20 protein-coding genes and 1 pseudogene are annotated in these 21,647 nt (G+C 75.6%); 9 read left to right on the top strand and 12 right to left on the bottom strand.

All coding sequences use genetic code 11. The features are described from left to right. Positions 1–42 precede the first annotated feature (42 nt). The 6 genes and pseudogenes from ACI79S_RS06635 to serA form a co-directional block, all read right to left on the bottom strand. Positions 43–780, bottom strand: coding sequence for an HpcH/HpaI aldolase family protein (locus ACI79S_RS06635; protein WP_456592647.1), 738 nt, complete (start codon positions 778–780; stop codon positions 43–45). Positions 781–947: 167 nt separating this feature from the next. Then, positions 948–1,817 (bottom strand): SMP-30/gluconolactonase/LRE family protein, encoded by an 870-nt coding sequence (locus tag ACI79S_RS06630; RefSeq protein WP_456592646.1) that lies wholly within the window; start codon positions 1,815–1,817, stop codon positions 948–950. A 28-nt stretch (positions 1,818–1,845) separates the two neighbouring features. Continuing rightward, positions 1,846–2,448, bottom strand: a complete 603-nt coding sequence (locus ACI79S_RS06625) for a peroxidase-related enzyme (RefSeq protein ID WP_456592645.1) — start codon at positions 2,446–2,448, stop codon at positions 1,846–1,848. Between the two features lie 31 nt (positions 2,449–2,479). Continuing rightward, positions 2,480–2,998: pseudogene (locus ACI79S_RS06620) on the bottom strand (UGSC family (seleno)protein). Continuing rightward, entirely contained in the window at positions 2,995–4,392 is a 1,398-nt protein-coding gene (locus ACI79S_RS06615) for a thioredoxin family protein (protein WP_456592644.1), read from the bottom strand. Before ACI79S_RS06615 ends, ACI79S_RS06620 begins: the two are co-directional and overlap by 4 nt. A gap of 48 nt (positions 4,393–4,440) precedes the next feature. Next, a complete protein-coding gene (gene serA, locus ACI79S_RS06610; protein ID WP_456592643.1) occupies positions 4,441–5,649 on the bottom strand; it encodes a phosphoglycerate dehydrogenase in 1,209 nt (402 codons plus the stop codon). A gap of 205 nt (positions 5,650–5,854) precedes the next feature. Here serA and ACI79S_RS06605 point away from each other — a divergent pair, with 205 nt between their 5' ends. Further along, on the top strand, positions 5,855–6,826 hold the full coding sequence (locus ACI79S_RS06605; protein ID WP_456592642.1) for a zinc-binding dehydrogenase: 972 nt from the start codon (positions 5,855–5,857) through the stop codon (positions 6,824–6,826). Between the two features lie 29 nt (positions 6,827–6,855). Here the strand turns inward: ACI79S_RS06605 and ACI79S_RS06600 are convergent, their stop codons facing one another. Then, positions 6,856–7,083 carry a hypothetical protein gene (locus ACI79S_RS06600; protein WP_456592641.1) on the bottom strand — a complete coding sequence of 76 codons (228 nt, stop codon included), beginning with the start codon at positions 7,081–7,083 and terminating at the stop codon, positions 6,856–6,858. 224 nt (positions 7,084–7,307) lie between these two features. On the opposite strand from ACI79S_RS06600, the gene ACI79S_RS06595 reads away from it, so the two are divergent. Then, positions 7,308–8,270 carry a hypothetical protein gene (locus ACI79S_RS06595; protein WP_456592640.1) on the top strand — a complete coding sequence of 321 codons (963 nt, stop codon included), beginning with the start codon at positions 7,308–7,310 and terminating at the stop codon, positions 8,268–8,270. Between the two features lie 136 nt (positions 8,271–8,406). On the opposite strand, the gene ACI79S_RS06590 is transcribed toward ACI79S_RS06595, so the two are convergent. Together ACI79S_RS06590 and ACI79S_RS06585 are read right to left on the bottom strand one after the other, a co-directional pair. Further along, positions 8,407–9,561 carry a glycerate kinase gene (locus ACI79S_RS06590; protein WP_456592639.1) on the bottom strand — a complete coding sequence of 385 codons (1,155 nt, stop codon included), beginning with the start codon at positions 9,559–9,561 and terminating at the stop codon, positions 8,407–8,409. Between the two features lie 213 nt (positions 9,562–9,774). Then, positions 9,775–10,599 (bottom strand): sulfite exporter TauE/SafE family protein, encoded by an 825-nt coding sequence (locus ACI79S_RS06585; protein WP_456592638.1) that lies wholly within the window; start codon positions 10,597–10,599, stop codon positions 9,775–9,777. A gap of 138 nt (positions 10,600–10,737) precedes the next feature. Here ACI79S_RS06585 and ACI79S_RS06580 point away from each other — a divergent pair, with 138 nt between their 5' ends. Next, positions 10,738–11,607 (top strand): polysaccharide deacetylase family protein, encoded by an 870-nt coding sequence (locus ACI79S_RS06580; RefSeq protein WP_456592637.1) that lies wholly within the window; start codon positions 10,738–10,740, stop codon positions 11,605–11,607. Positions 11,608–11,614: 7 nt separating this feature from the next. Here the strand turns inward: ACI79S_RS06580 and ACI79S_RS06575 are convergent, their stop codons facing one another. Then, the gene (locus ACI79S_RS06575) at positions 11,615–12,589 is read right to left on the bottom strand and encodes a patatin-like phospholipase family protein (protein WP_456592636.1); all 975 of its coding nucleotides are present in this window, start codon (positions 12,587–12,589) and stop codon (positions 11,615–11,617) included. A gap of 160 nt (positions 12,590–12,749) precedes the next feature. On the opposite strand from ACI79S_RS06575, the gene ACI79S_RS06570 reads away from it, so the two are divergent. The 5 genes from ACI79S_RS06570 to galK all read left to right on the top strand — a co-directional run bounded on the left by ACI79S_RS06570 (position 12,750) and on the right by galK (position 18,986). Continuing rightward, the gene (locus ACI79S_RS06570) at positions 12,750–14,240 is read left to right on the top strand and encodes a diguanylate cyclase (protein ID WP_456592635.1); all 1,491 of its coding nucleotides are present in this window, start codon (positions 12,750–12,752) and stop codon (positions 14,238–14,240) included. A 104-nt stretch (positions 14,241–14,344) separates the two neighbouring features. After that, positions 14,345–14,953, top strand: coding sequence for a TetR/AcrR family transcriptional regulator (locus tag ACI79S_RS06565; protein ID WP_456592634.1), 609 nt, complete (start codon positions 14,345–14,347; stop codon positions 14,951–14,953). A 101-nt stretch (positions 14,954–15,054) separates the two neighbouring features. After that, positions 15,055–16,740, top strand: a complete 1,686-nt coding sequence (locus ACI79S_RS06560; protein ID WP_456592633.1) for an MDR family MFS transporter — start codon at positions 15,055–15,057, stop codon at positions 16,738–16,740. Between the two features lie 87 nt (positions 16,741–16,827). Next, the gene (locus ACI79S_RS06555; RefSeq protein WP_456592632.1) at positions 16,828–17,838 is read left to right on the top strand and encodes a UDP-glucose--hexose-1-phosphate uridylyltransferase; all 1,011 of its coding nucleotides are present in this window, start codon (positions 16,828–16,830) and stop codon (positions 17,836–17,838) included. Then, positions 17,835–18,986 (top strand): galactokinase, encoded by a 1,152-nt coding sequence (gene galK, locus ACI79S_RS06550; RefSeq protein ID WP_456592631.1) that lies wholly within the window; start codon positions 17,835–17,837, stop codon positions 18,984–18,986. The genes ACI79S_RS06555 and galK overlap by 4 nt, the downstream gene beginning before the upstream one ends. On the opposite strand, the gene ACI79S_RS06545 is transcribed toward galK, so the two are convergent. Then, the gene (locus ACI79S_RS06545; RefSeq protein WP_456592630.1) at positions 18,914–19,540 is read right to left on the bottom strand and encodes an FGGY-family carbohydrate kinase; all 627 of its coding nucleotides are present in this window, start codon (positions 19,538–19,540) and stop codon (positions 18,914–18,916) included. The two genes, galK and ACI79S_RS06545, sit on opposite strands and share 73 nt — an antisense overlap. Positions 19,541–19,674: 134 nt before the next feature. Then, entirely contained in the window at positions 19,675–20,331 is a 657-nt protein-coding gene (locus ACI79S_RS06540; RefSeq protein ID WP_456592629.1) for a TetR/AcrR family transcriptional regulator, read from the bottom strand. Positions 20,332–20,437: 106 nt separating this feature from the next. On the opposite strand from ACI79S_RS06540, the gene ACI79S_RS06535 reads away from it, so the two are divergent. Continuing rightward, entirely contained in the window at positions 20,438–21,646 is a 1,209-nt protein-coding gene (locus ACI79S_RS06535; RefSeq protein ID WP_456592628.1) for an FAD-dependent oxidoreductase, read from the top strand. Position 21,647: the final 1 nt, after the last annotated feature.

Raw genomic sequence — 21,647 nt, 5'->3', positions numbered from 1 at the left:
TCGACCGGTGACGGGGTCCCCCGCCCGTCGCCCCGGGCGCGGTCAGCCGTGGCCGGCGTCCCGGGCGACGCCGAGGTGGTGCGCGGCGGCCTCGGCCACCAGGACGGCGTCGACGGCCACCGTCACCACCGTGGCGCCCTCCGCGGCGAAGCCGGCCGCCTCCTCGCCGCTGCGGGCGTGGACCCCCACGGGCACGCCGGCCGCCCGCGCCCGGGCGATGATCGAGGACAGCACCGAGCGGAGCTCGCTCCGGTCGTCCTCACCGGTCAGCTGCAGGGCGAGCGCGAGGTCCGCGGGGCCGACGTACAGCCCGTCCAGGCCCTCGACGCCGAGGACCGCGTCGAGGTCGTCCAGCATGGACGCCGTCTCCACCATCGGGATCACCAGCGGCTCGTCGGCACCGCCGGAGAGCCGCCCGATGGACCGCCCGCCGGCGGGCGCGTACCGGCAACCGGCGACGATCTCGCGCGCGTGGCCGGCGTCGCGGACGTTGGGCACGATCACGCCGCGCGCACCCAGGTCCAGCGGCCGCCCGATGTCGGGGAACAGGGAGCTGCGGGTGCGCACCAGCGGCACCGAGCCCGCGGCCGTGACCGCCGCCGCGACGCCCGGGAGCTCGGCCTCGGCCGTGGCCCCGTGCTGCAGGTCGACGACCACGTAGTCGGCGCCGGCGCGCGCCAGCAGCTCACCGGTCACCACCCCGGGCAGCACGCTCCACAGCCCGTGGCAGGCCCGGCCCTCCGACCACCGCCGCCGCAGCTCCGCCTCGCTGCCCACCATCCCGGCCCTCCCCTGTCGTCGACCACCCGATGCCGCCTCGCCGATCCTGCGCGCACGGTGCGACGCCCGCGACCGAGGGGCGGCGCCCCGCGCTGGAACGGCACGTCGAGCCGCACCACCGGACGTCGAGCCGTGCAACGGCGCGGCTCGACGTCCGGTGGCGCGGCTCAACCCGGGGCGACGTCCTCCGGGGAAAACCCTGCTGCCGCGGCGCCGACCGCCACCCGGGCGACCTCGATCCGCCCGGCGCGCGGACCCGGGCGCCAGCTCGGAGCCGTGCAGACGAAGAGGGTGCGGCCGTCGTCCCCGCCCAGCGCGCAGGCGTAGGAGAGCGAGCCGCTGCCCACCTCGACCCGGGCGGTCACCTCTCCCCCGTCGCGCACGCGGAGCACCTCCGGGGTGCGGGCGGTGGCCACCCACACCTGCCCCTCGGCGTCGAGGCAGATGCCGTCCGGGGCGACCCCGGGCAGCTCGGCGAAGACGCGCCGGCCCGACAGCGAGCCGTCCGGCGCGACGTCGAAGGCGGTGAGCCGTGCCCCGTAGGTCTCGGCGACGACGAGGGTGCGGCCGTCGGGGCTGAGCACCATCCCGTTGGGGAAGACGACGTCCCCGGCGGCGACGGAGACCGAGCCGTCGGGGTCGACGCGGACCAGGTCGGTCGCCGCCGGGGCGCCGCCGCCCTCGAGGTCGAAGCCGAAGCTGCTGACGTAGGCGCGACCGGCCGCGTCGACGACCAGGTCGTTGGCCCGGAACCGGGTCACCGCGGTCAGGTCGGCGTGCACCCGGGTGCCGTCACCGCCCACCCGCAGCAGGGCCCGCCGCACCATGGAGACGACCAGCAGGTCACCGCCGGGCAGCCAGCCCAGCCCCGACGGGCTGTCGTCGAGCTCCAGCACCACCTCGGGGCCGCCCTCGAGGGGCATCCGGCGGACCACGCGGTCGTGGAAGTCGGAGAACCACAGCCGGCCCCCGTGCCAGCGCGGGGCCTCCGGGAAGCCGAGGTCGTCGGCGAGCACGGTCGTCGTCGGAGCGGTCACCGGCGGACCGTAGCGCGCCGGCCGTGCGTCAGGCGGGCGGCGCCTCGGCGCCCCGCGGCAGCCGGCCCATCAGGAAGAACTCGGGGTTCGGGGTGATCGCCGCGAAGTGCGCCAGCCGGTTGGAGAGCGCGAAGAAGGAGGTGATCATGCCGACGTCCCAGACGTCGTCCTCGGTCAGCCCGTGCTCGGCGAGACCCGCCAGGTCCTCGGCGGTGACCGCCGCCGGGTCGGCCGCGAGGCGGGTGGCCACCGCGAGCACGGCGTGCATGCGCGGCGACAACGGCGCCTTGCGCCAGTCGACGGCGACGTGGTCGGCGATGTGCGGGTCCTTCGTGCGGATGCGGGCGACGGCGCCGTGCGCGACGACGCAGTACAGGCAGTCGTTGCCGGCGCTGGTGGCGACGACGATCAACTCGCGGTCGGCCTTCGACAGCCCCGGCGTCTCCTTGTCCATCAGCGCGTCGTGCATCGCGAAGAACGCCCGGGCCTCGTCCGGCCGCCAGGCCAGGGCCGCGAAGACGTTGGGCAGGAAGCCGGACTTCTCCTCGACCTCCGCGTAGCGCTCGGCGAGGTCGGGGGGCAGCTCGTCGGCGGACCGGAGCGGGAAGCGGCTGATCGGCATCTCGGTCATCGGCCCACCCTGGCAGCGCGGGCCGCCGGCGTCACCCCGCGGAGGTGACGGCGGCCAGCACCGCCGGGTACGCGGCCTCGGCGGCCGACCGCAGCTCGGCGTCGGTGCGGTCCTGCACCGGGTGCGGCACCAGGACGCAGGGCGCGGGGAAACCCAGCGCCGCGCCCTGCACCCGGGCGGCCTCGGCGAACGCCTCGCTGGCGAGGAAGACCCCGATGACGCCGCGGCGCTCGAGGTCGGCGATGTCGTGCACACTGCACGACGTGCACGAGCCCTAATCGGCCAGTGCCTCGATCACCACCTCGCACTGCTCGGCGATCTCGTGCCGCAGGTCCACCGGTGCGGTGCGGGCGAAGGTCGGCTTGCGGTAGCGGCGCACCACCGCCCCGTCGGCGGCGAGCAGCTCCGCGAGCCGGTCGAGGACGACGTCGCCGCGGGCCTTGCTGATGTCGAGCAGCCCCACGCTGCGGCCGCGCAGCGAGGCGGGGCGGGGCAGCAGCTCGCGGGCGGTCGCCCGCTCCTCGCCGGTCGGGTCCAGGACGGTCCTCATGCGCGCACCTCTCTGGTCACCGGGGCGCTCCCGGTCTCCCCGGCCACCCAGCCACCGATGATCGCGCTGAACAACCCGGCGTCGCCGCCGGCGTGCGCGACCAGCAGGCCACCGGGCCGGAACTTGGGCAGGTCGGCCCCGGCCAGACCGGCCGGCACCCCCTCGGCCATGCCACCGGCACCGCGCACCAACTCGTCGGCGGGCAGGGTGAGCAGGGCCTCGAGCTCGGCGAGCAGCCGCGCGCGGTCCCAGCCGGCGTCACGGAACACCCGGCCGTGCTCGGGCGAGACCACCAGCATCGCGTCGAACGCCATCGGCAGCTTGGGGTGGGCGTTGACGCGCAGGCAGGCGGCGAAGGTGCGGGCCAGCGAGCCGGGGTCGCGGCTGAGCTGGTCGACCACCGGCTGCACGCCCGACCCGGCGAAGACGGTGACGGCGTCACCGGGAACGCCGCGGTCGGCGGCCAGCGGGGTGAACGGGCTGTCGTGCTCGCGCTCGGCGAAGCAGAAGGTGAACTTGCCGGGGTTGCCGAGCGTGGCCCGGTCGACCTCGCCGGGGCGGCCACCACCGACGTTGCGGACCACCAGCTGCAGGGCGCGGCCGATGGTGGCGTTGGCGCGGTTGCCCTGCCCCAGGGCGTTGACCCCGCTGTTCATGCCGATCCGCGCGGCCACCGGCCCGTTCACCACGACCAGCGGCCCGGAGAAGTACGTCGTCGCCAGCAACCCGTGCAGGGCGAACTCCGCGGCGGCGGCGGCCTCCAGGGCGGCCAGCACCACCGGCAGGTGCTCGGGCAGGCACCCGGCCATCACCGCGTTGACGGCCACCTTCTCGACCGTGCACTCGACGAGGTCCGGCGGCACCACTGCCACCACCTCCCCGGGGTCGCGGGTCGTGCCGCGCAGCATCCGCAGCACCCGCTCCGGCGTCGGCGGGACGACGGGGAGCCCGTCGGTCCAGCCGCGGTCGAACAGCGCTTCGTGCTCGTCCTCCAGCTCGGCGAGCTCGACCCGCCGGCTGGCCAGCCCGCTGCCGCCGTACCGGGCCTCCAGCGCGTCGACGCGGGAGGGGTCCACCGAGAGCGATCCGCACCCCGGCCGGTGCTCGGGCAGCCCCGCGCCGAGCTCCTGGACGCCGGTCAGCTGCTGCCACTGCTCCCGGCTCCAGCCCACGACCCGGGCCGTCTCCTCGCCGTCCTGCACCCGCAGCAGCGTGGGCACGGTCTCGATGCCCAGCCGGTAGGAGAGCTCGAGCTCGGTGTCGTCGCCGTCGAACCAGCCCGCGTCGTCCTGGCACCAGACGGCGGCGCCGAGCTGCCGCAGCACCGGCTCGACGAGGACGCAGGTGGGGCAGTCGCGCTTCACCACGGCCACGAGACCGTCGGGAAGCCGCACGCCGCGACCGTACCGAGGTGCCGGTCCCCCGGCCAGATCGCGCGGGGGTCAGTCCGCCCGGGGGCCGAACCGCATGAGGCGGACGGTCTCGGGCAGGGCGGCGAGCCCGGAGAGCAGGTCCGCCGGCAGCGGGGCGTTGACGTCGGTGACCGCGTAACCCAGCTCCCCGCGGGTCGCCAGCACCTGGGCGTCCACGTTGAGGCCGTGCTCGCCGACGAGCGCGTCGACCCGCGCCAGGACGCCAGGGACGTTCCGGTGCAGCAGCGCGAAGCGGTCGGCGGAGGTGCTGTGCAGGACGACCGTGGGCAGGTTGACGCTCAGCGTCGTCGTCCCCGTGGCGGTGTAGTCGACGAGCTTGCCGGCCACGAACCGCCCGATGTCGTGCTGGGCCTCCTGGGTCGAGCCGCCGACGTGCGGGGTGAGGATCACGTTGGGCAGGCCGCGGAGGGCGGAGGTGAACTCGTCCCCCTGCTCGCGCGGCTCGTGCGGGAAGACGTCGACCGCCGCCCCGGCGATGTGCCCGCTCAGGATGTTCTCGCGCAGCGCCTCGTGGTCGACGACGAAGCCGCGGGAGAGGTTGAGGAACAGGCTGCGCGGCCGCATGCGGGCGAACTGCTCGGCGCCGAACATTCCGGCGTTGCCGCCGCGCCCGTCCACGTGCAGGGTGACGGTCTCCGACCGCTCGAGGAGCTCGTCGAGGGTGTCGCAGCGCTGCGCGTTGCCGAGCGCCAGCTTGTCCTCCAGGTCGTAGAAGAGAACCCGCATGCCGAGCGCCTCGGCGAGGACCGAGAGCTGGCTGCCGATGTTCCCGTAGCCGACGATGCCGAGCGTCCGACCGCGGATCTCGTGGCTGCCGGCGGCCGACTTGTCCCAGGTCCCGGCGTGCAGCGCGCGGTCGCGGTCGACCAGCCGCCGGGCCAGGATGATGATCTCGGCGATCGCCATCTCCACCACGCTGCGGGTGTTGGAGAACGGCGCGTTGAACACCGCCACGCCCGCCGCCGCGGCCGCGGGCAGGTCGATCTGGTTGGTGCCGATGCAGAAGGCCCCCAGCGCCACGAGGCCGGGGCGGCGGCGCAGCACCTCGGCGGTCACCTGGGTCTTCGACCGGATGCCCAGCACCTCGACGCCGTCGAGCGCGGCGATCAGGTCCGCCTCGTCCAGGGCGCCGCGCAGGGACTCGACCTCGTAGCCGGCGGCACCGAGGATCTCGGTCGCCACCGGGTCGATGTTCTCCAGCAGCAGCGCTCTGGGCACGTCCGGGACCTCCTCCACCGTGGAACCGCCGGCCCGGTGCGCCGACGCGTCGCCGCGCGTGCGCGACCGGTCCAGTATCCCGGGGGCGCCGATCCGGGCTGCGGCCGGTGCCCCGGAGGTGTCCCGGTGCGCCCCGTGCCGTGCGCTGGTTCACTTCCCGGACGGCCGCATCGCGGCGGACCGGGGGGATGGGAGGCGAGGCGACGTGTGGGCCCAGCGGCTGAGCGGACCGTTCACCTTCGAGCGGGTCGAGGTCGCCGCCCCGCGCGCCGGCGACCTCGCCGCCGGGCAGGTGCTGCTCGCCACGAAGGCCGGCGGGATCTGCGGCAGCGACCTGCCGTTCTTCAAGGGCGCGCCCTTCCTGCACGCCGCGGACCCGGCGGCCCGGGCGACGAGGGCGCCCGGCTTCCCGCTGCACGAGGTCGTCGGCGAGGTCGTCGCGAGCCGGCACCCCGCGCACTCCCCCGGTGACCTGGTCGTCGGCTGGGCATCCGCGTTCGACGGGATCGCCGAGCTGGTCGTCACCGATGGCGAGGGGCTGGCCGGCTACGACCCCGCGCTCGCGCCGACCACGGCCGTGATGCTGCAGCCGCTGGCCTGCGTCCTCTACGCCGCGGAGCAGCTCGGCGACCTGCGGGGGAAGACGGTCGCCGTCGTCGGCCAGGGGCCCATCGGGCTGCTGTTCAGCCACGTGCTCACGCAGCGGGGCGCCGGCCACGTCGTCGGCGTCGACCGCGTGGACCGCAGCGCCGTGGCCGACGTCTTCGGCGTGGACGAGACCGTGATCGCCGGCGCGAGCCTGTGGGCGTCGACCCTCGGTGACGCCGACCGGCCCGCCGTCGTCGTCGAGGCCGTCGGCCACCAGGTGACGACGCTGCAGGACTGCCTGGCCGCCGTCGCACCGGGGGGCGAGCTCCTCTACTTCGGCATCCCCGACGACCCGGTCTACCCGCTGGACATGATCACGTTCCTGCGGAAGAACCTGACCCTGCGCGCCGGGGTCACGCTCGAGCGCGCCCGGGTGCTGCGGGACGCGGGCGCCTACCTCGCCGCGCACCCGGAACTGCGCGACGTCTACGTCAGCGACGTCCACCCGGTCGACGACGCCCAGGCCGCCTTCACGGCGGCGATCCAGCCCCGGGCCGGTCAGTACAAGATCGTGCTCGACACGGCCTGACCGGGCACCTCGCGCCTCGGCGCGGTGGGTCAGCCGTCAGCGCGGGGCTCGCCCGGCGCGGCACCCGTCCGCGACCGCGCGGCCAGCCAGCGCTGCCACTCGGTGCGGTCGCTCGCTCCCGGGGCGGCCGAGAGGGCCACCACGGCGGCGACCGCCAGGACGGCCGCCACCAGCACGACGGTGGCCAGCACCTCCCACTGGAACAGGACGTCGACGGTCATGCTGCCGGGGGCGCGGGTGGGGCTGGGCGCTGCCATGCGCCACGGTGTGCCCCTTCCCGGCCGGCGGTGAACGCCCGCGCGGCCGGAGTCACCCCTGCGGGGGACGTCACGCAGGGCGACGGCCACCGGAGGCGACGGCCGGACCGGGGGCGCACCCCACCCGGGCGGGTGACGGGCCCCGCGGTGGACGAGCGGGTCGCCGCTCCCCCGACCTAGCGTCGGGCGATGGTCACCGGACGAGCACAGGAGTCGGCGGCGGGATGAGCACTGCGATGCAGGACCACAGGGCTGTCGAGGGCGTCGTGAGCGCACCGCCGGCCGAGCGCGCCCGGCCGAACGTCTCCGGCGACCTGCCCACCCTCTTCCGGGCCGCGCCGATGTTCGGCCGGGCGCTGGCCGGCTACGACCGGTTCCAGGTCGACACCTACGTCCAGTGGGCGGAGGACGAGCTCGCCACCGCCGACCGGGAGCGTGAACACCTGCTCGCCCGCTGCCTGCAGACCCAGGCCGCCCTCGACGAGGCCCGTGAGCTGCTCGACCACTCCGCCGGTGGCGGCGAGTTCCTGCGGCTGTCGGACCGGATCGGGTCGATGCTCGCTGCCGCGGCCGACCAGGCCGAGGGCATCACGGCCGAGGCGGGGGCCCTGCGCGCCGCCGCCCGCGCGCAGGCAGCGGAGCTCACGGCCCGCGCGGAGGCCGAGCTGGCGGATGCCCGGGCGCGTGCCGGCGAGACGATCGCCGTCGCCGGGGCGCGGGCCGAGGCGATGGTCGCGGCGGCGCAACGGGTCGTCGACGCCGCCGAGCAGGCCCGCCGGGACGCCGCGGCGGAGGCGGAGGCCCGCGCCGCGGACGCGCGCGCCGTGGAGCAGCGCGCCGCCGACCGGGCCGCCCGGCTCGGGGAGGAGGCCGCGGCCGACGTGGCCCAGCTGCGGCTGCAGGGCCGGGACGAGGTCGTCCGGATGCTGGCGACCGCCCGGGAGGAACGCCGGCGCGCGGACGACGCGGCGGCGGCGCTCCGGGACCGCCAGGACCAGGAGGCCGCCGACCGCCGTGCCGCGCTGCTGGCCGACGTGGCCGAGCTCGAGCGCCGACGGTGCGACCTCGAGACGGAGCTGCGGTGCGCCGCCGGCTCGCTCGCGCTCCCGACGGAGGGCCCGCCGGCCACGGCCGGCGGCCGCCTCCTCCGCCGCACCCGGCAGCGGGGGGCCCGGCGGGACCGCTGACCGCCCGGCGGGGGGCGGCGCCGCCGTCCCCCGCCCTCAGCGCAGGAGCAGGCCGGGCGCCGCGGTGACGGTGATCCCGGTGAGCACGATCGAGGCGAGCGGCAGCACGAGCAGGTAGGGACCGGACGCCTCGTCGTCACGCCTTCCCGGGGGACGGCGCCTGCGCGGCGCAGGCGAACAACCGGACGACCTGCTCGGCCCGGGCGGACAGCAGGGCCGATGCGCCGTCGACCATCGCGTCCAGCTCGCGCGGTCCGTCGGCGATGCTGAAGGCGGCGGACAGGCCGACCGCGTGCACGGCATCCAGCGGGGGCACGACCTGGCCGCACAGCGCCACCGCCGGCACGCCCGCGTTCCGGGCGCGGGTGGCCACCACCGCCACGACCTTGCCGTGGGCGGTCTGCTCGTCCAGGCGCCCCTCGCCGGTGAGCACCAGGTCGGCTGCCTCGAGGGCCCCGGAGAGGCCGGCCACGTCGGCGACGAGCTCGGCGCCCCGCTCGATGCGCCCGCCCAGCGCCGCGACGAGCCCCCCGGCGGTCCCCCCCGCCGCACCGGCACCCGGCAACGCGGCGACGTCGATGCCGTAGGTGCGGTGGAGCACCTCGGCCAGCCGGCGCAGCCCGGCGTCGAGGTGCTCCACCTGCGCGGTGCCGGCACCCTTCTGCGGCCCGAACACGTGCGCGGCGCCGGTGGGGCCGACCATGGGCAGGGTCACGTCGCAGGCCAGGCGCCACCGGGCCGCACGAGCGCCTGGCAGGAGGGAGCCCTCGTCGATCGACGCCAGCCGCACGAGGTCGGCGCCGCCCTCGGCGAGCTCGCGGCCCTCGGCATCGAGGAACCTCATCCCGAGTGCGCGCAGCAGCCCCGTTCCACCATCGGTCATGGCGCTCCCGCCGAGGCAGACGACGATCTCGCGGGCACCCCGGCGAAGGGCATCGGCGGCCAGCTCGCCGGTGCCCCGGGAGCTCGCCCGGCCCGCGTCGGGCGAGGCACCGGCCAGCGCGAGGCCGGAGGCGACGGCGACCTCCACCACGGCGGTGGTCGCATCGCTGCTGAGCCCGTAGTGGGCGGCCACGGGTGCGCCCAGCGGACCGGTCGCCGTCAGCTCCACGCGGGCGCCACCCCAGGCGGCGAGCAGGCAGTCGAGCGTGCCCTCCCCGCCGTCGGCCATCGGGACCTCCCGGACGGTGGCCTGCGGTGCGGCGGCGCGGACGCCGCGCGCCAACGCCCTGCACACGTCGGGGGCGGACGAGGCTCCCTTGAAGGAGTCCGGTGCGAGGACGACGAGCATGCGGCGGAACTCCCCGGTCGGCGGTGGCTGCCAGAGGGACGCTAGCGACCCGCACCACCGGGATCCACGGGCAGAGTGCACGGTGCCGACGCTGCTCCCGGCCGGTGCTCCGGGCAGGCTGCACGGTCCACGGCATGCCGTCGGCATGGGAGCACGCCCGGACCAGCGGCCGGGACGAGCCCGCGCGGCGCCGGAGCCGGGCGGGCGCTCGGCTCAGCCGACCAGCGGGCGGAGGTTCTCGACCCAGACGTCCCAGCCGAGCCGGCCGATCAACGCCGTGACGACCACGAGGAAGACCACGCGGATGAAGCCGCTGCCCCGCGTGGTCGCCGTGCGGGAGCCCAGGTAGCCACCGAGCATGTTGGCCGCACCCATCAGGATCCCGAGGCCCCAGTACACCGCCCCGTACGGCACGAAGAAGACCAGGGCGCCCAGGTTGGTGGCGACGTTGACGATCTTGGCCTTGGCGCTGGCGTGCAGGAAGTCGTAGCCCAGCAGCGACACCAGGGCGAACACGAGGAACGAGCCGGTCCCGGGGCCGAGGACGCCGTCGTAGAACCCGATGGCCACCCCGACCGCCGCAGCGAGGCCGTGGTGCCGTCGCCCGCTGTGCCGCAGCTCCGTCACCTCGCCGAGCGACGGCCGGAGCAGGGTGAAGGCGGCGATGCCGACGAGCGCGACGACGATGACCGGTTTGAACACCGCGGCCGGGAGCGCCGCGGCCACCGACGCCCCCGCGATGCTGCCCACCAGGGCCACGCCGGCCATCGGCAGCGCGGTCCGCAGATCGGGGTGGACCCGGCGGTAGTAGGTGACGGCGCTGGTCGTGGTGCCGAACACCGATGCCAGCTTGTTGGTGGCCAGCGCCTGCACCGGGCTCATCCCCGGGACCAGCAGCAGCGCGGGCAGCTGCACGAGACCGCCGCCCCCGACCACGGCGTCGATCCACCCGGCCGTCAGCGCGGCGACCAGCAGGAGCAGGAGGACGCCACCGGTGAGCCCCTCGGGCAGCAGCCCACCCGGGAGGAGATCTCCCATCCGGCTCCGCACCTCCTCGCCCCCCGGCCCGCCCCGGGCACGCCCCGAGCACGGTAGGTGCCCGCCGGCGCCACCCGTCAGCGGGGGTCCGCGGGTGGCCTCCTTGCCCCGGCGGCGGCCCCCCGCGAGGGTGGGGCCGTGCGCAGACGAACGTTCCTCGCCGCGGCCGGGGCCACCCTGCTGGGGGCCTGCTCCAGCCCGGCCGCCGACCGGTCGGCCACGCCGACCGGTCGCACCGCCCGCACATCCGCGCCGGACACGCCCCCGACGGGCACAGCGGCTCCCACGAGCGCGCCGCCGACCCCGGCGACGGCGGAGGAGGTGCTGGCCCGCTCCACCGTGCCGGTGCTCTGCTTCCACCAGCTCCGCGAGTTCCGCGCCGGCGACAGCGCGTACGCCCGCACGATCATCACCCCGCCGGCGGTCTTCCGGGCGCAGCTGCAGGCGCTGCGCGACGGTGGCCGCACCCCGATCGGCGTGCCGGAGCTCCTGGACCACCTGCAGTTCGGCGCACCGCTCCCCGACCGGCCGGTGGTGCTCACCTTCGACGACGGCTCGGCGACCCACCACTCGGTCGCCCTCCCCGTGCTCCGGGAGTTCGGCTACCCGGCGGCCTTCTTCCCGATGACCGTGGTCCTCGGCAAGCCGGACTGGCTGAGCGCCGAGCAGCTGCGCGACCTCGACCGGGCCGGCATGACCATCGGTGCGCACAGCTGGGACCACCAGCGGGTCGACCGCCTGACCGGCGACGAGTGGGCGACGCAGCTGGACCGGCCGCGCGCCGAGCTGAGCGAGCTCCTCGGGCACCCGGTGGAGGTCCTGGCCTACCCGCACGGGATGTGGTCGCCGGAGGCGCTGCCACGCGTGGCAGCGGCCGGCTACCGGGCGGCGTTCCAGCTGGCCGACCCCCAGGACCCGGCGTACCCGCTGCTGACCATCCGGCGCATCATGCCCCCGCCGACCTGGGACGGCCCCACGCTGCTCGCCCAGCTGGACGCCGCGTTCTGACCGGGGGTCAGCCGCGGCCGGCGGCCGCGTGGAGCAGCTCGGCGATCCCCGGCCGGGCCGCGTGGGCCCCCGCCGTCAGGAACGACTGCTGCACGACCTCGTCCAGCCGGGTCCGCGACATCATGTCGTTGCCCATCACCTGCTGCTCAGCGGGCCCGGGCCGGAAGACGACCGTCGCGACGCCGTCGGCCTCCAGCGCCCGGACCTCGCGCTGCAGCAACCGGTCGGAGTAGCGGCGGGCCGCCGGGAACACGCCGGGCCGCCACCCGGTGGGTCCGCTCATCGGCGCGACCACGATGACGACGTCGAGCCCCTGCCCGCGCAGGACGGCGGCGTTGGTCGGTGAGTGCGCCCCGCCGTCGACGTAGTCGTGCCCCCCGACCGCCACCGGGGCGAAGTAGCCCGGCACCGCGCACGACGCCCCGACGGCGAGGTGCAGCGGCGCCTCCGGCGCACCGGGCCGGCCGAACACGACACGGCGGCCGTCGCGCCGGCGCACCGCGCAGACCCACAGGTCGCGGTCGGGCCATCCCCGGCCGGCCAGCTCCCGGAGCGCCGCCAGCTGCTCCACGACGTCGCGTCGCCCCGGCGCCATGAGCGCCATGCCCGCGGCCAGCGGACGGAACCGCAGCGGCCGGGTGAGCGCCCGCTGCACCATGTGCCGCCCGGGAGGCCGCAACGGGCGGCGCACCAGCTCCCAGGGCCGGAACGGCGCGAGCTCGGGCACCGACGCCTCGGCCACCTGCCGGAGCACGACGTCGTCGCCGGACAGCGGTGCCTTCACCGTCCACGCGGCGAGGTCCTCGGCGGCGACGCCCAGCCGCAGGAGAGCGCCGGTGATCGAGCCGGCCGACGTCCCGACGATCATGTCGGCCGTCCGCGCGTCGAAGCCCACGTCGTGCTGCAGCACGGCCAGCACGCCCGAGTGGTAGGCCTGCCCGACGACACCGCCCCCGCCCAGCACCAGGCCCACGCGCGTCACGGACCCGAGCCTGCCACCCGCCGGGCTCGCGGGCAGGTCGTCCGCCGGCCGGCCTGTGCCGGCTCACCCGTACGAGGTGGCCGGCACCCGCAGGCCGCGGCGGAGCTCAAGGTCGGCCGGGAACGCCCGATGGGACTGCGTCGGCCGAAAGGGGCGCGAGGTGGCATACGACAGCACGAGCACCAGCTCGGGGGGACGGCGCAGCCGGGGTGCCCTCGTGGTGTCCGGCCTGCTGGTCGGGGTGATGGGCGTGCTCGGGCTGGTGTCCACGCACGCGGCCGGCGCGCTCGCCATCGAGCAGCACCGGGAGGACCGCGTCCAGCAGGTGGCGGTCCTCGGTCAGCTGACGGCCCAGACCGTGCGGGACGGCTTCGTGCAGCTGGCGTCGGTCATGACGGTCCAGGAGCAGTCCGGTGTCCCGCCGTTCAGCGCCACGCCCACGGACGGGCCGGCTGCGGAACAGGACGCGGCGCGGATCCGGAAGACCGTCGTCACCTCGGGCGGCGCGATGGACCTCGGTGCCGCCGTCTTCAACACCCGCGGCCAGATCGTGGCGTCCTACGCGCCCACCGGCGACGCCGCCTCCCCCACCGACCCGGGGTTCCAGCCGTTGGTCGCAGCGGTCCGGGATCCGGCAGCCGGCGAGGTCCCGCTGTCCGGGATCGTGACCATCGGCGCCGAGCCCGCCCTCGCGCTGGGCGCCCCGGTGCGGCTGTCCGACGGGAGCAACGGCCTGTTCGTCTGCTTCTGGTCGGCTCGCGAGACCACCACCGAGTACTTCACCGCCGGGGAGGGCGAGGGCTGGATCGTCGACGCCGCCGGGCTCGTCGTCGGCGCCCCGGAGCCGGAGCTGATCGGGGCCCCGCTGCCCTACCCCGAGGTGCTGGCGGCCGCGCGCACCGGCGGCGGGAACGGCATCGTGGACACCGACGAGAGCGGCACCGACCACGTCAGCGCCTGGCAGCGCGTCGACGGCACCAGCTGGCTGGTGTTCAGCGTGCAGACGCGCGAGGCCTTCCAGGGGCACCTGGAGCGGGCCAGCCTGCGCAGCCAACTGCTCGTGCTGGCCCTGCTGCTCACCACCGGCACCGCGCTGGTCGTGCTGAGCCGTCGCCGGGAACAGGCGATGGCGGTGATCGCCTCGACCGACGAGCTCACCCGGATCCACAACCGGCGGGGCTGGTTCGAGCTGGCCGAGCAGGAGCTGGCCCGTGCCGCCCGGGCCGGCGAGACGCGGCTGGCCGTCTTCCTCGACCTCGACGGCCTCAAGCAGGTGAACGACGTCCTGGGTCACGAGGAGGGCGATCGGGCCATCGCCTCGGCCGCGGCGGTGCTGCGGGCGGCGTGCCGGTCCGGCGACGTCCTCGGCCGGCTGGGGGGTGACGAGTTCGTCGTCCTCCTCGGCGACGGCGCGGACGCGGCCACCGCCCGGTCGCGGGTGCAGGACGCGCTCGACTCCTTCAACGCCGGCTCCAGCGCCGCCTTCGAGCTCCGGTTCTCCATCGGCGCCGAGCTGTGGGACCCGCGGGAGCCGTGCTCGGTGGAGGACCTGGTCCGCCGCGCCGACGAGCGGATGTACGCCGACAAGCAGTCGCGCACCGACCGCTACGACAACCTCATCCGCGTTCCGGCGAAGGTCGCGGCGGGCTGACCGGGCCACCTGCCTCCGGCGGGCGGGCGTGACGTCCGGCCGACCACACGCTGCACGGTGTGCAAACTTGCAGTTCGTGCATTGATCGTGCATGCTTCCACGATGTGACCGACGGCTTGCGCGAGCGGAAGAAGCTCGCCACCCGGCTGGCCCTGCACCGGGCCGCCCTCGAACTCGTCGCCGCGCGCGGGCTGGACACCGTGTCGGTCGAGGAGATCGCCGACCGCGCCGAGGTCTCCCCCCGCACCTTCTTCAACTACTTCGCCACGAAGGTCGACGCGGTGGTGGGGCTCGACCCCGCGGACCTCACGAAGGTCGCCTCCGACTTCACCGATCGCCCGGCCGCCGAGACCCCGGTCGAGGCGCTGCGCGCGGTCCACCGGCAGCGGGCGCGGGGGATGGCCGACGAGTCCGCGCTGTGGCCGTTGCGCATGACGGTGATCGACGCCCATCCCCCGCTTCTCCAGCGGCTGGTCGCCGCGTTCGGCGAGTCCGAGCGGGCGCTCGCCGCGGCGATCGCCGAGCGCACCGGCACCCGGGTGGACGCCGACGTCTACCCGACCCTGCTGGCCTCGGTGCAGGCCTGCGCCATGCGGGTGTCGCTGCAGCGGTGGCTGGCCACGGATTTCACCGCCTCGCTGCCCGACCTCGTCGACGAGGCCTGGGACGCCCTCACCGCCGGGCTGCCGGCACCCCCTCGCCCGACCCGCTGACCCGCGCGGACACCGCCGTCCGCACCACCCGCCCTCCCCAGGCGGTCCGACCGCCCGAGTCCACGCTGCCGCCCAGCGCCGTCCTTCCCCGAGGAGCTCCGTTGCCCGCCCCCACCACGGCACCGACCGACGCCGGTGCCCCGCCGATCGTCCTGACCCGGCGGCGGATCAACACGATCTTCGCCGCCCTGCTCGCCGGCATGCTCATGGCCGCCCTCGACCAGACGATCGTCTCGACGGCGATGCCGACCGTCGTCGGCGAGCTGGGCGGGGTCTCCCACATGGCGTGGATGACCACCGCCTACCTGCTGGCCACCACCCTGGTCATGCCGGTCTACGGGAAGTTCGGCGACCTCTGGGGCCGCCGGACCCTGTTCCTCATCGCGATCGGCCTGTTCACCGTCGCGAGCATCGGCGCCGCGCTGTCACCGGACTTCACCTGGCTGGTCGTCTGGCGCGGGGTGCAGGGCCTCGGCGGCGGCGGGCTGATGATCCTGGCCCAGGCGATCATCGCCGACATCGTCCCGGCCCGGGAGCGGGCCAAGTACATGGGCCCGATCGGCGCGCTCTTCGGCCTCTCCGCCGTCGCCGGCCCGCTGGTCGGCGGGTTCTTCACCGACCACCCGGCGTTCGGCTGGGAGTGGGCGTTCTGGATCAACGTGCCGGTCGGCCTGGCGGTGCTCGCCATCGGCTGGTTCGCCCTGACCCTGCCGCGCAAGCGGAGCACGACCCCGGTGGACTACGCGGGCATCCTGGCGCTGTCGGCCGCGACGACGTCCCTGGTGCTGTTCACCGACTTCGGCGGGCGTGACGGCTGGGGATCGTGGCAGGCGCTGTCGCTGCTCGCCGCGCTGGTGGCCGCCACCGCCGTCTTCGTGGCGATCGAGCGCCGCGCCGCCGAGCCGATCATCCCGATGACGCTCTTCCGCAACCCCACCTTCGTGGTCGCCACCGCGCTGGGCCTGGCCGTCGGCCTGGGCATGTTCTCCGCCATCGCGTTCATGCCCACGTTCCTGCAGATGGCCTCCGGGCTGTCCGCGGCGAACTCCGGCCTGCTGATGCTGCCGATGACGGCCGGCATCATCGTCACGATCCAGAGCTCGGCCGTGTACATCGCCAAGAGCGGCCGGTACAAGGTCTTCACCGTCGCCGGCGTCGGCGTGATCACGGCGGCGATGGTGTGGATGACCAGCCTCACCGGCGACACCTCGCTCTGGACGATCGGCGCGATGTTCTTCCTGCTCGGCGCGGGCCTCGGCCTGGTCATGCAGAACGTCGTGCTGGCGGCCCAGAACGCGGTGCCCGCCACCCAGATCGGTACGGCCACCTCGACGAACAACTACTTCCGCGAGGTCGGCGCCACCCTGGGCGTCGCGGTCTTCGGCACGCTGTTCACCAGCCGGCTGGCCGAGAACCTGACGGGAGCGCTGACCACGAACGCCGAGCAGGCGGCCCGCGCCGGCATCATCTCGCCGGACACCCTGGTGCCCGCCGCGGTGGACGCCGCCGGGGAGCCGCTGAGGTCCGCGATCGTCGACGCCTACGCCAGCAGCCTCGCCCCGGTGTTCTGGTACCTGGTGCCGGTCCTGGCCGTCGCGTTCCTGCTGGCGCTGGCGCTGAAGGAGATCCCGCTGTCGGACTTCGCCGGCATGGTCGCGCGCGGCGAGGCGGTCAACTCCGAGGAGGAGCTGGCCGCGCTCTCCGGGCCGGAGGCGGTCGACGAGGTCGTCGTCCTCGACGAGGGCCGCGACGACGACCCGCGCCGGGAGCGGCCGGTCCCGGCGTAGCCAACCCGCGCTCGAGAGGCTTCATCGCCCGGAGACGCACCGGTCCTGGCGATGAAGCCCCCTCGGGTGGTCCCGCATGCTGAGCGGGTGTTCGACTCGACGCACCGACGGCGCAACCCGCTCACCGGCGAGTGGGTCCTCGTCTCCCCGCACCGCACGGCGCGCCCCTGGCAGGGGCAGGCGGAGGACCCGGCGGTGCCCCGGCTGCCCGCCTACGACCCCGGCTGCTACCTCTGCCCGGGCAACGAGCGGGCCGGCGGGCAGCGCACCCCCCGGTACGACGGCACCTTCGTCTTCGACAACGACTTCGCGGCGCTGACCCCGGACGTGCCGGCCGCGGCCACGGACCGATCCGGCCTGCTGGTCGCCGAGAGCGAGCGGGGTGCGTGCCGGGTGATCTGCTACTCGCCCCGGCACGACCTCGCGCTCGGGCAGCTGCCGGAGGACCGGATCCGCGGGGTGGTGGACACCTGGGCAGACCAGTACACCGAGCTCGGCGGGCTGGAGTGGGTCAGCTGGGTGCAGGTGTTCGAGAACCGGGGCGCGGCGATGGGTGCCAGCAATCCGCACCCGCACGGCCAGATCTGGGCGCAGGAACGGCTGCCCACCGAGGCGGTGCGCGAGCTCGCCACCCAGCAGGCCGCCGCCGATGCGGGCCGTTGCCTGCTCTGCGACTACCTGGCCGTCGAGGAGGCCGAGGGCGAGCGCGTCGTCTTCCGCGACGAGCACGTCACCGTGCTGGTCCCCTTCTGGGCGGTCTGGCCGTTCGAGACCCTCGTGCTCCCGCGCGCCCACTGCGGTGCGGTGCCCGACCTCGACGGCGCTCGGCGCGACGCGCTGGCCGGCGCGCTGGGCCGGCTCGCCCGCTGCTACGACGGGCTGTTCGGTGTGCCCTTCCCGTACACGATGGGCCTGCACCAGCGGCCCACCGACGGGCAGGAGCACCCCGGCTGGCACCTGCACGGGCACTTCTACCCGCCCCTGCTGCGCTCGGCGACGGTGCGCAAGTTCATGGTCGGTTACGAGATGCTGGCCCAACCGCAGCGCGACCTCACGCCCGAGAGCGCGGCCGCCCGGCTGCGCGAGGTGACCGCGTGAGCGACGCCGCGGCCCGCGAGACCTTCGCCCGGACGGTGGGGGGCGAGCCCGAACTCGTCGTCCGCTCGCCCGGGCGGGTCAACCTGATCGGCGAGCACACCGACTACAACGACGGCTTCGTGCTCCCCGCCGCCCTGGACCGCGGCACGGTGGTGGCCGCCCGCCGGCGGCGGGACGGCCGGCTGCGCACCACCGCGGTGCGCATGGGGGGCGACGACGAGCGGGCGGTGGCCGACCTGCGGCCGCAGGAGGGCCCCGGGTGGTCGCGCTACGTGGCCGGGGCCGCGGCCGTCCTCCGGGACGAGGGGTACGAGCTGCCGGGCGCGGACCTGGTGATCGACAGCGACCTGCCGATCGGGGCCGGGCTGTCCTCGTCCGCGTCGCTGGAGCTCGGGGTGATGGTCGCGCTGCTGGCGCTGACCGGGGACGCGCTCCCACCGGAGACGCTGGCCCGCCTGGGCCAGCGGGTGGAGAACGACGTCATCGGCGTGCGCACCGGGATCATGGACCAGCTCGCGATCGCCTGCGGCCTGGCCGGCCACGCGGTGCTCGTCGACTGCCGCAGCCTGCGCACCGAGGCGGTCCCCGTGCCGGCCGGGACGGCGATCCTCGTCCTCGACAGCGCCGTCCCGCGCACCCTGGCCGGCTCGGCGTACAACGACCGACGGGCCGAGTGCGAGTCCGCCGTCGCCGTGCTCAGCACCGTCGATCCCGGGCTACGGGCGCTGCGCGACGTCTCCCCCGACCTGCTGGCCGAGCACGCGCACCTCCTCGACGACGTGCAGCTGCGCCGGGCGCGGCACGTCGTCGGGGAGAACGCCCGGGTGCTGGCCGCCGCCGACGCGCTCCGGCGCGGAGACGCGCTCGCCTTCGGGGAGCTCATGGACCGGTCGCACGCCTCGCTGCGCGACGACTACGAGGTGAGCGTGCCGGAGCTGGACGCACTGGTCGACATCGCCCGCGGCACGGCGGGGGTCCTCGGGGCCCGGCTGACCGGCGCCGGTTTCGGGGGGTGCGCGGTGGCGCTGGTCGCGCGCGACTCCGCGGCAGCGGCGGCCGCGGCGATCACCGCCGCCTACCGGTCGGCCACCGGCCGGCCGGGAGAGGCGACGATCTGCACGCCGTCGGACGGCACCGGGGTGGTGTGATCGCCCGGCCGCTTCGAGGGGGCAGCCGCCGCCGCACCGGACGAGGGGAGGTACGTGCGCGCCTCCTGGGTGGCCCGGAGGAGCGCCCGCAGCTCGGCGAGCCCTCCCGTGAGCACCCCGGCGGCACGGACCTGGACCAGAGCGTTGCCGAGGGCCCCTGCTTGGACCGGGCCGGCGACCACCGGCAGGCCGCACGCGTCCGCGGTCAGCTGGCACGGCAACTCGGTGCGGGCGCCCCCGCCGACCAGGTGCACCACCTCGACGTCCCGACCGGAGAGCTCCGCCGCCCGGCGGAGGGTGCGCCGGTAGGCCGGCGCGAGGCTGTCGAGGATGCAGCGCACCGTCTCGGCCCGGCTCGAAGGGACGGTCTGCCCGGTCTCCCGGCAGGCCTCGGCGATGCGCGCCGGCATGTCCCCCGGCGGCAGGAACCGGGCGTCGTCGGGGTCGACGACCGCGGTGAAGGCCGGCACCCGGGCCGCCGCGGCGAGCAGGTCGGCCAGGTCCTCGGGGCGGCCGGCGGCCGTCCCGAGCGCAACGACGCCTGCGGCAGCCACAGCCCATCACGTTGCGCAGGTGGGGCACGGTGCCGTCGACCCCGCAGCCGGTCGGCGACGCCCCACGCCCCGTGCTCGCCGTCCTCGCCGGCTGACCAGGCGACCCGTCCGGGGCTCACCGGGGGGCCGGCACGTCAACCGGCGACCTCGCCCAGCAGGTAGCGCACCGCCGTCTCCCCCAGGTCGGCGACGAACGCCTCGTCGTCGACCGGCGCGGGCGAGGCGAAGCCAGGACCGTAGGCGACCCGGATGATCGAGGCGGCGAACACCGTCCCGAAGCAGGAGCGGACGGCGGCCTCCGGCTCGGCGTGCCGGACGGCACCGCGCTCCCGCAGCACCACGCGCGCGAAGGCGCTGCCCAGCTCCTGGCTGTAGCGGGACCCGCGACGTTGCACCTCCGCATGCGCGGCCGAGACCAGGACCACTGCGCGGAGGAATCGCTGGTGGCGCAGCGAGATGCTCACCATCTCCGCCACGGCGCTCCGCACGAGCTGCGCCGGGGGCAACCCCGCCCAGCGCGGACCGTCCGCGAACACCTCCTGGTCGGCCCGCAGCCGGGCGATGCCGTGCTCGTAGACGGCGAGGAACAGGGCGTCCTTGCTGGTCGTGCGGGCGTACAGAGCGGTCGGCGCCACCTGGGCCCGTGCGCACACCGCCGCGATCGTGAACCCGTCGTAGCCGGTGTCCTCGAGCAGCGCGACGCCGGCGTCGAGGACCCGCGCCCACGTCTCCCGGCTCCGGCGCTGTTGCGGCAGCCGGACGCCGAGGTCGGGGGGAGGGAGGTCGTCCACGCGTGCATCCTCCCCGCTCCGGACGTCTTGACAGGACTGTGACGCGCACTACTGTCTGCCACCAACGGTAGCGAGCGCTACCGTTCTGACCACGACGAGGTGTGCCGTGCCCCTTCCTCCCTCCCCCGTCCCGCGCGGCCGGGTCGCCGTCCTCGGCGCCGGCCCGGCCGGCATGGCCGCCGCCCTCGGCGCTCTCGCCGCCGGGCACGACGTCGTCGTCTACGAGCGCTACCGGGAGGCCCGCCCGGCGGGCAACATCCTCAACCTGTGGCCGCCGCCGCTGAAGGCGCTGCGGGCGCTCGGGGTGGACACCGACGACCTGGGCGCCCCCACCGACTCCGAGTTCCACAACCTGCGCGGGCACGTGAGGGTGCGCGTGAAGCTGGACGAGGACGTCAAGCGGGAGTTCGGCGGCGGGTTCATCGGCCTGCTCCGCCCGGAGCTGTACGAGCGGATGCTCGCCGCCATCCCGCCGGGCGTGCTCCGCTTCGGGCAGCAGGTGGACCGGATCGAGCAGGACGAGCGCACCGTGACCCTGCACTTCGCCGACGGCACGACTGCCGAGCACGACCTCCTCGTCGGCGCCGACGGCATCGACTCGCTCGTCCGGCGCACGCTGTGGGGCGATGCACCCAAGCGTGAGCACCGGCTGCACATCTTCGGCGGCTTCACCTTCGCCGAGACCGGAGGCACCCGGCCGAACACCTGCGTCCTCACCCACAGCGCGGTGACCCAGGGCAGCTGGACCTCGATCCGCCACAAGGGCCGCGACGGCCACCAGTGGTGGGTGCTCACGGCGACCGACCCCGACGCCCCGGCACCGGCCGATCTCAAGACCACCGCCACCGAGCTCGCCTCCGGGTTCCCCGCTCCCCTGCCCGGGCTGATCGCGGCGACCGAGCCGGAGGACGTGCAGCGCTGGGTGCTGCGCGACCGCCCCGCCTTGAAGCAGTGGTCCAGGGGCCGCGCCACGCTGGTCGGCGACGCGGCCCACCCGACCTCGCCCTACGCCGCCTACGGCGCCGGGATGTCCATCGAGGACGGCTACTTCCTCGGCCGGGCGCTGCGCGGCGTCGATCTCACCGACCCCGTCGCCGTCTCCCGCGCGTTGCAGTCCTACGAGGACCCGCGCAAGCCCCACACCGCCAGGCAGGTCCAGCAGGCCTACCTGCTCGGCAAGGTGTTCCACCACGCGCCTGCGCCGCTGCGTCCGCTCCGCGATTTCCTGTTCGACCACACTCCGTTCCTGCAGAAGGTCGCCGGCGACACGAACCCTCGCGAGATCAACCAGCAGCTCGCCCTGATGGAGGACTGAC

Source organism: Blastococcus sp. SYSU DS1024 (assembly GCF_054050795.1).
This window is presented reverse-complemented; position numbering and strand designations above follow the sequence as displayed.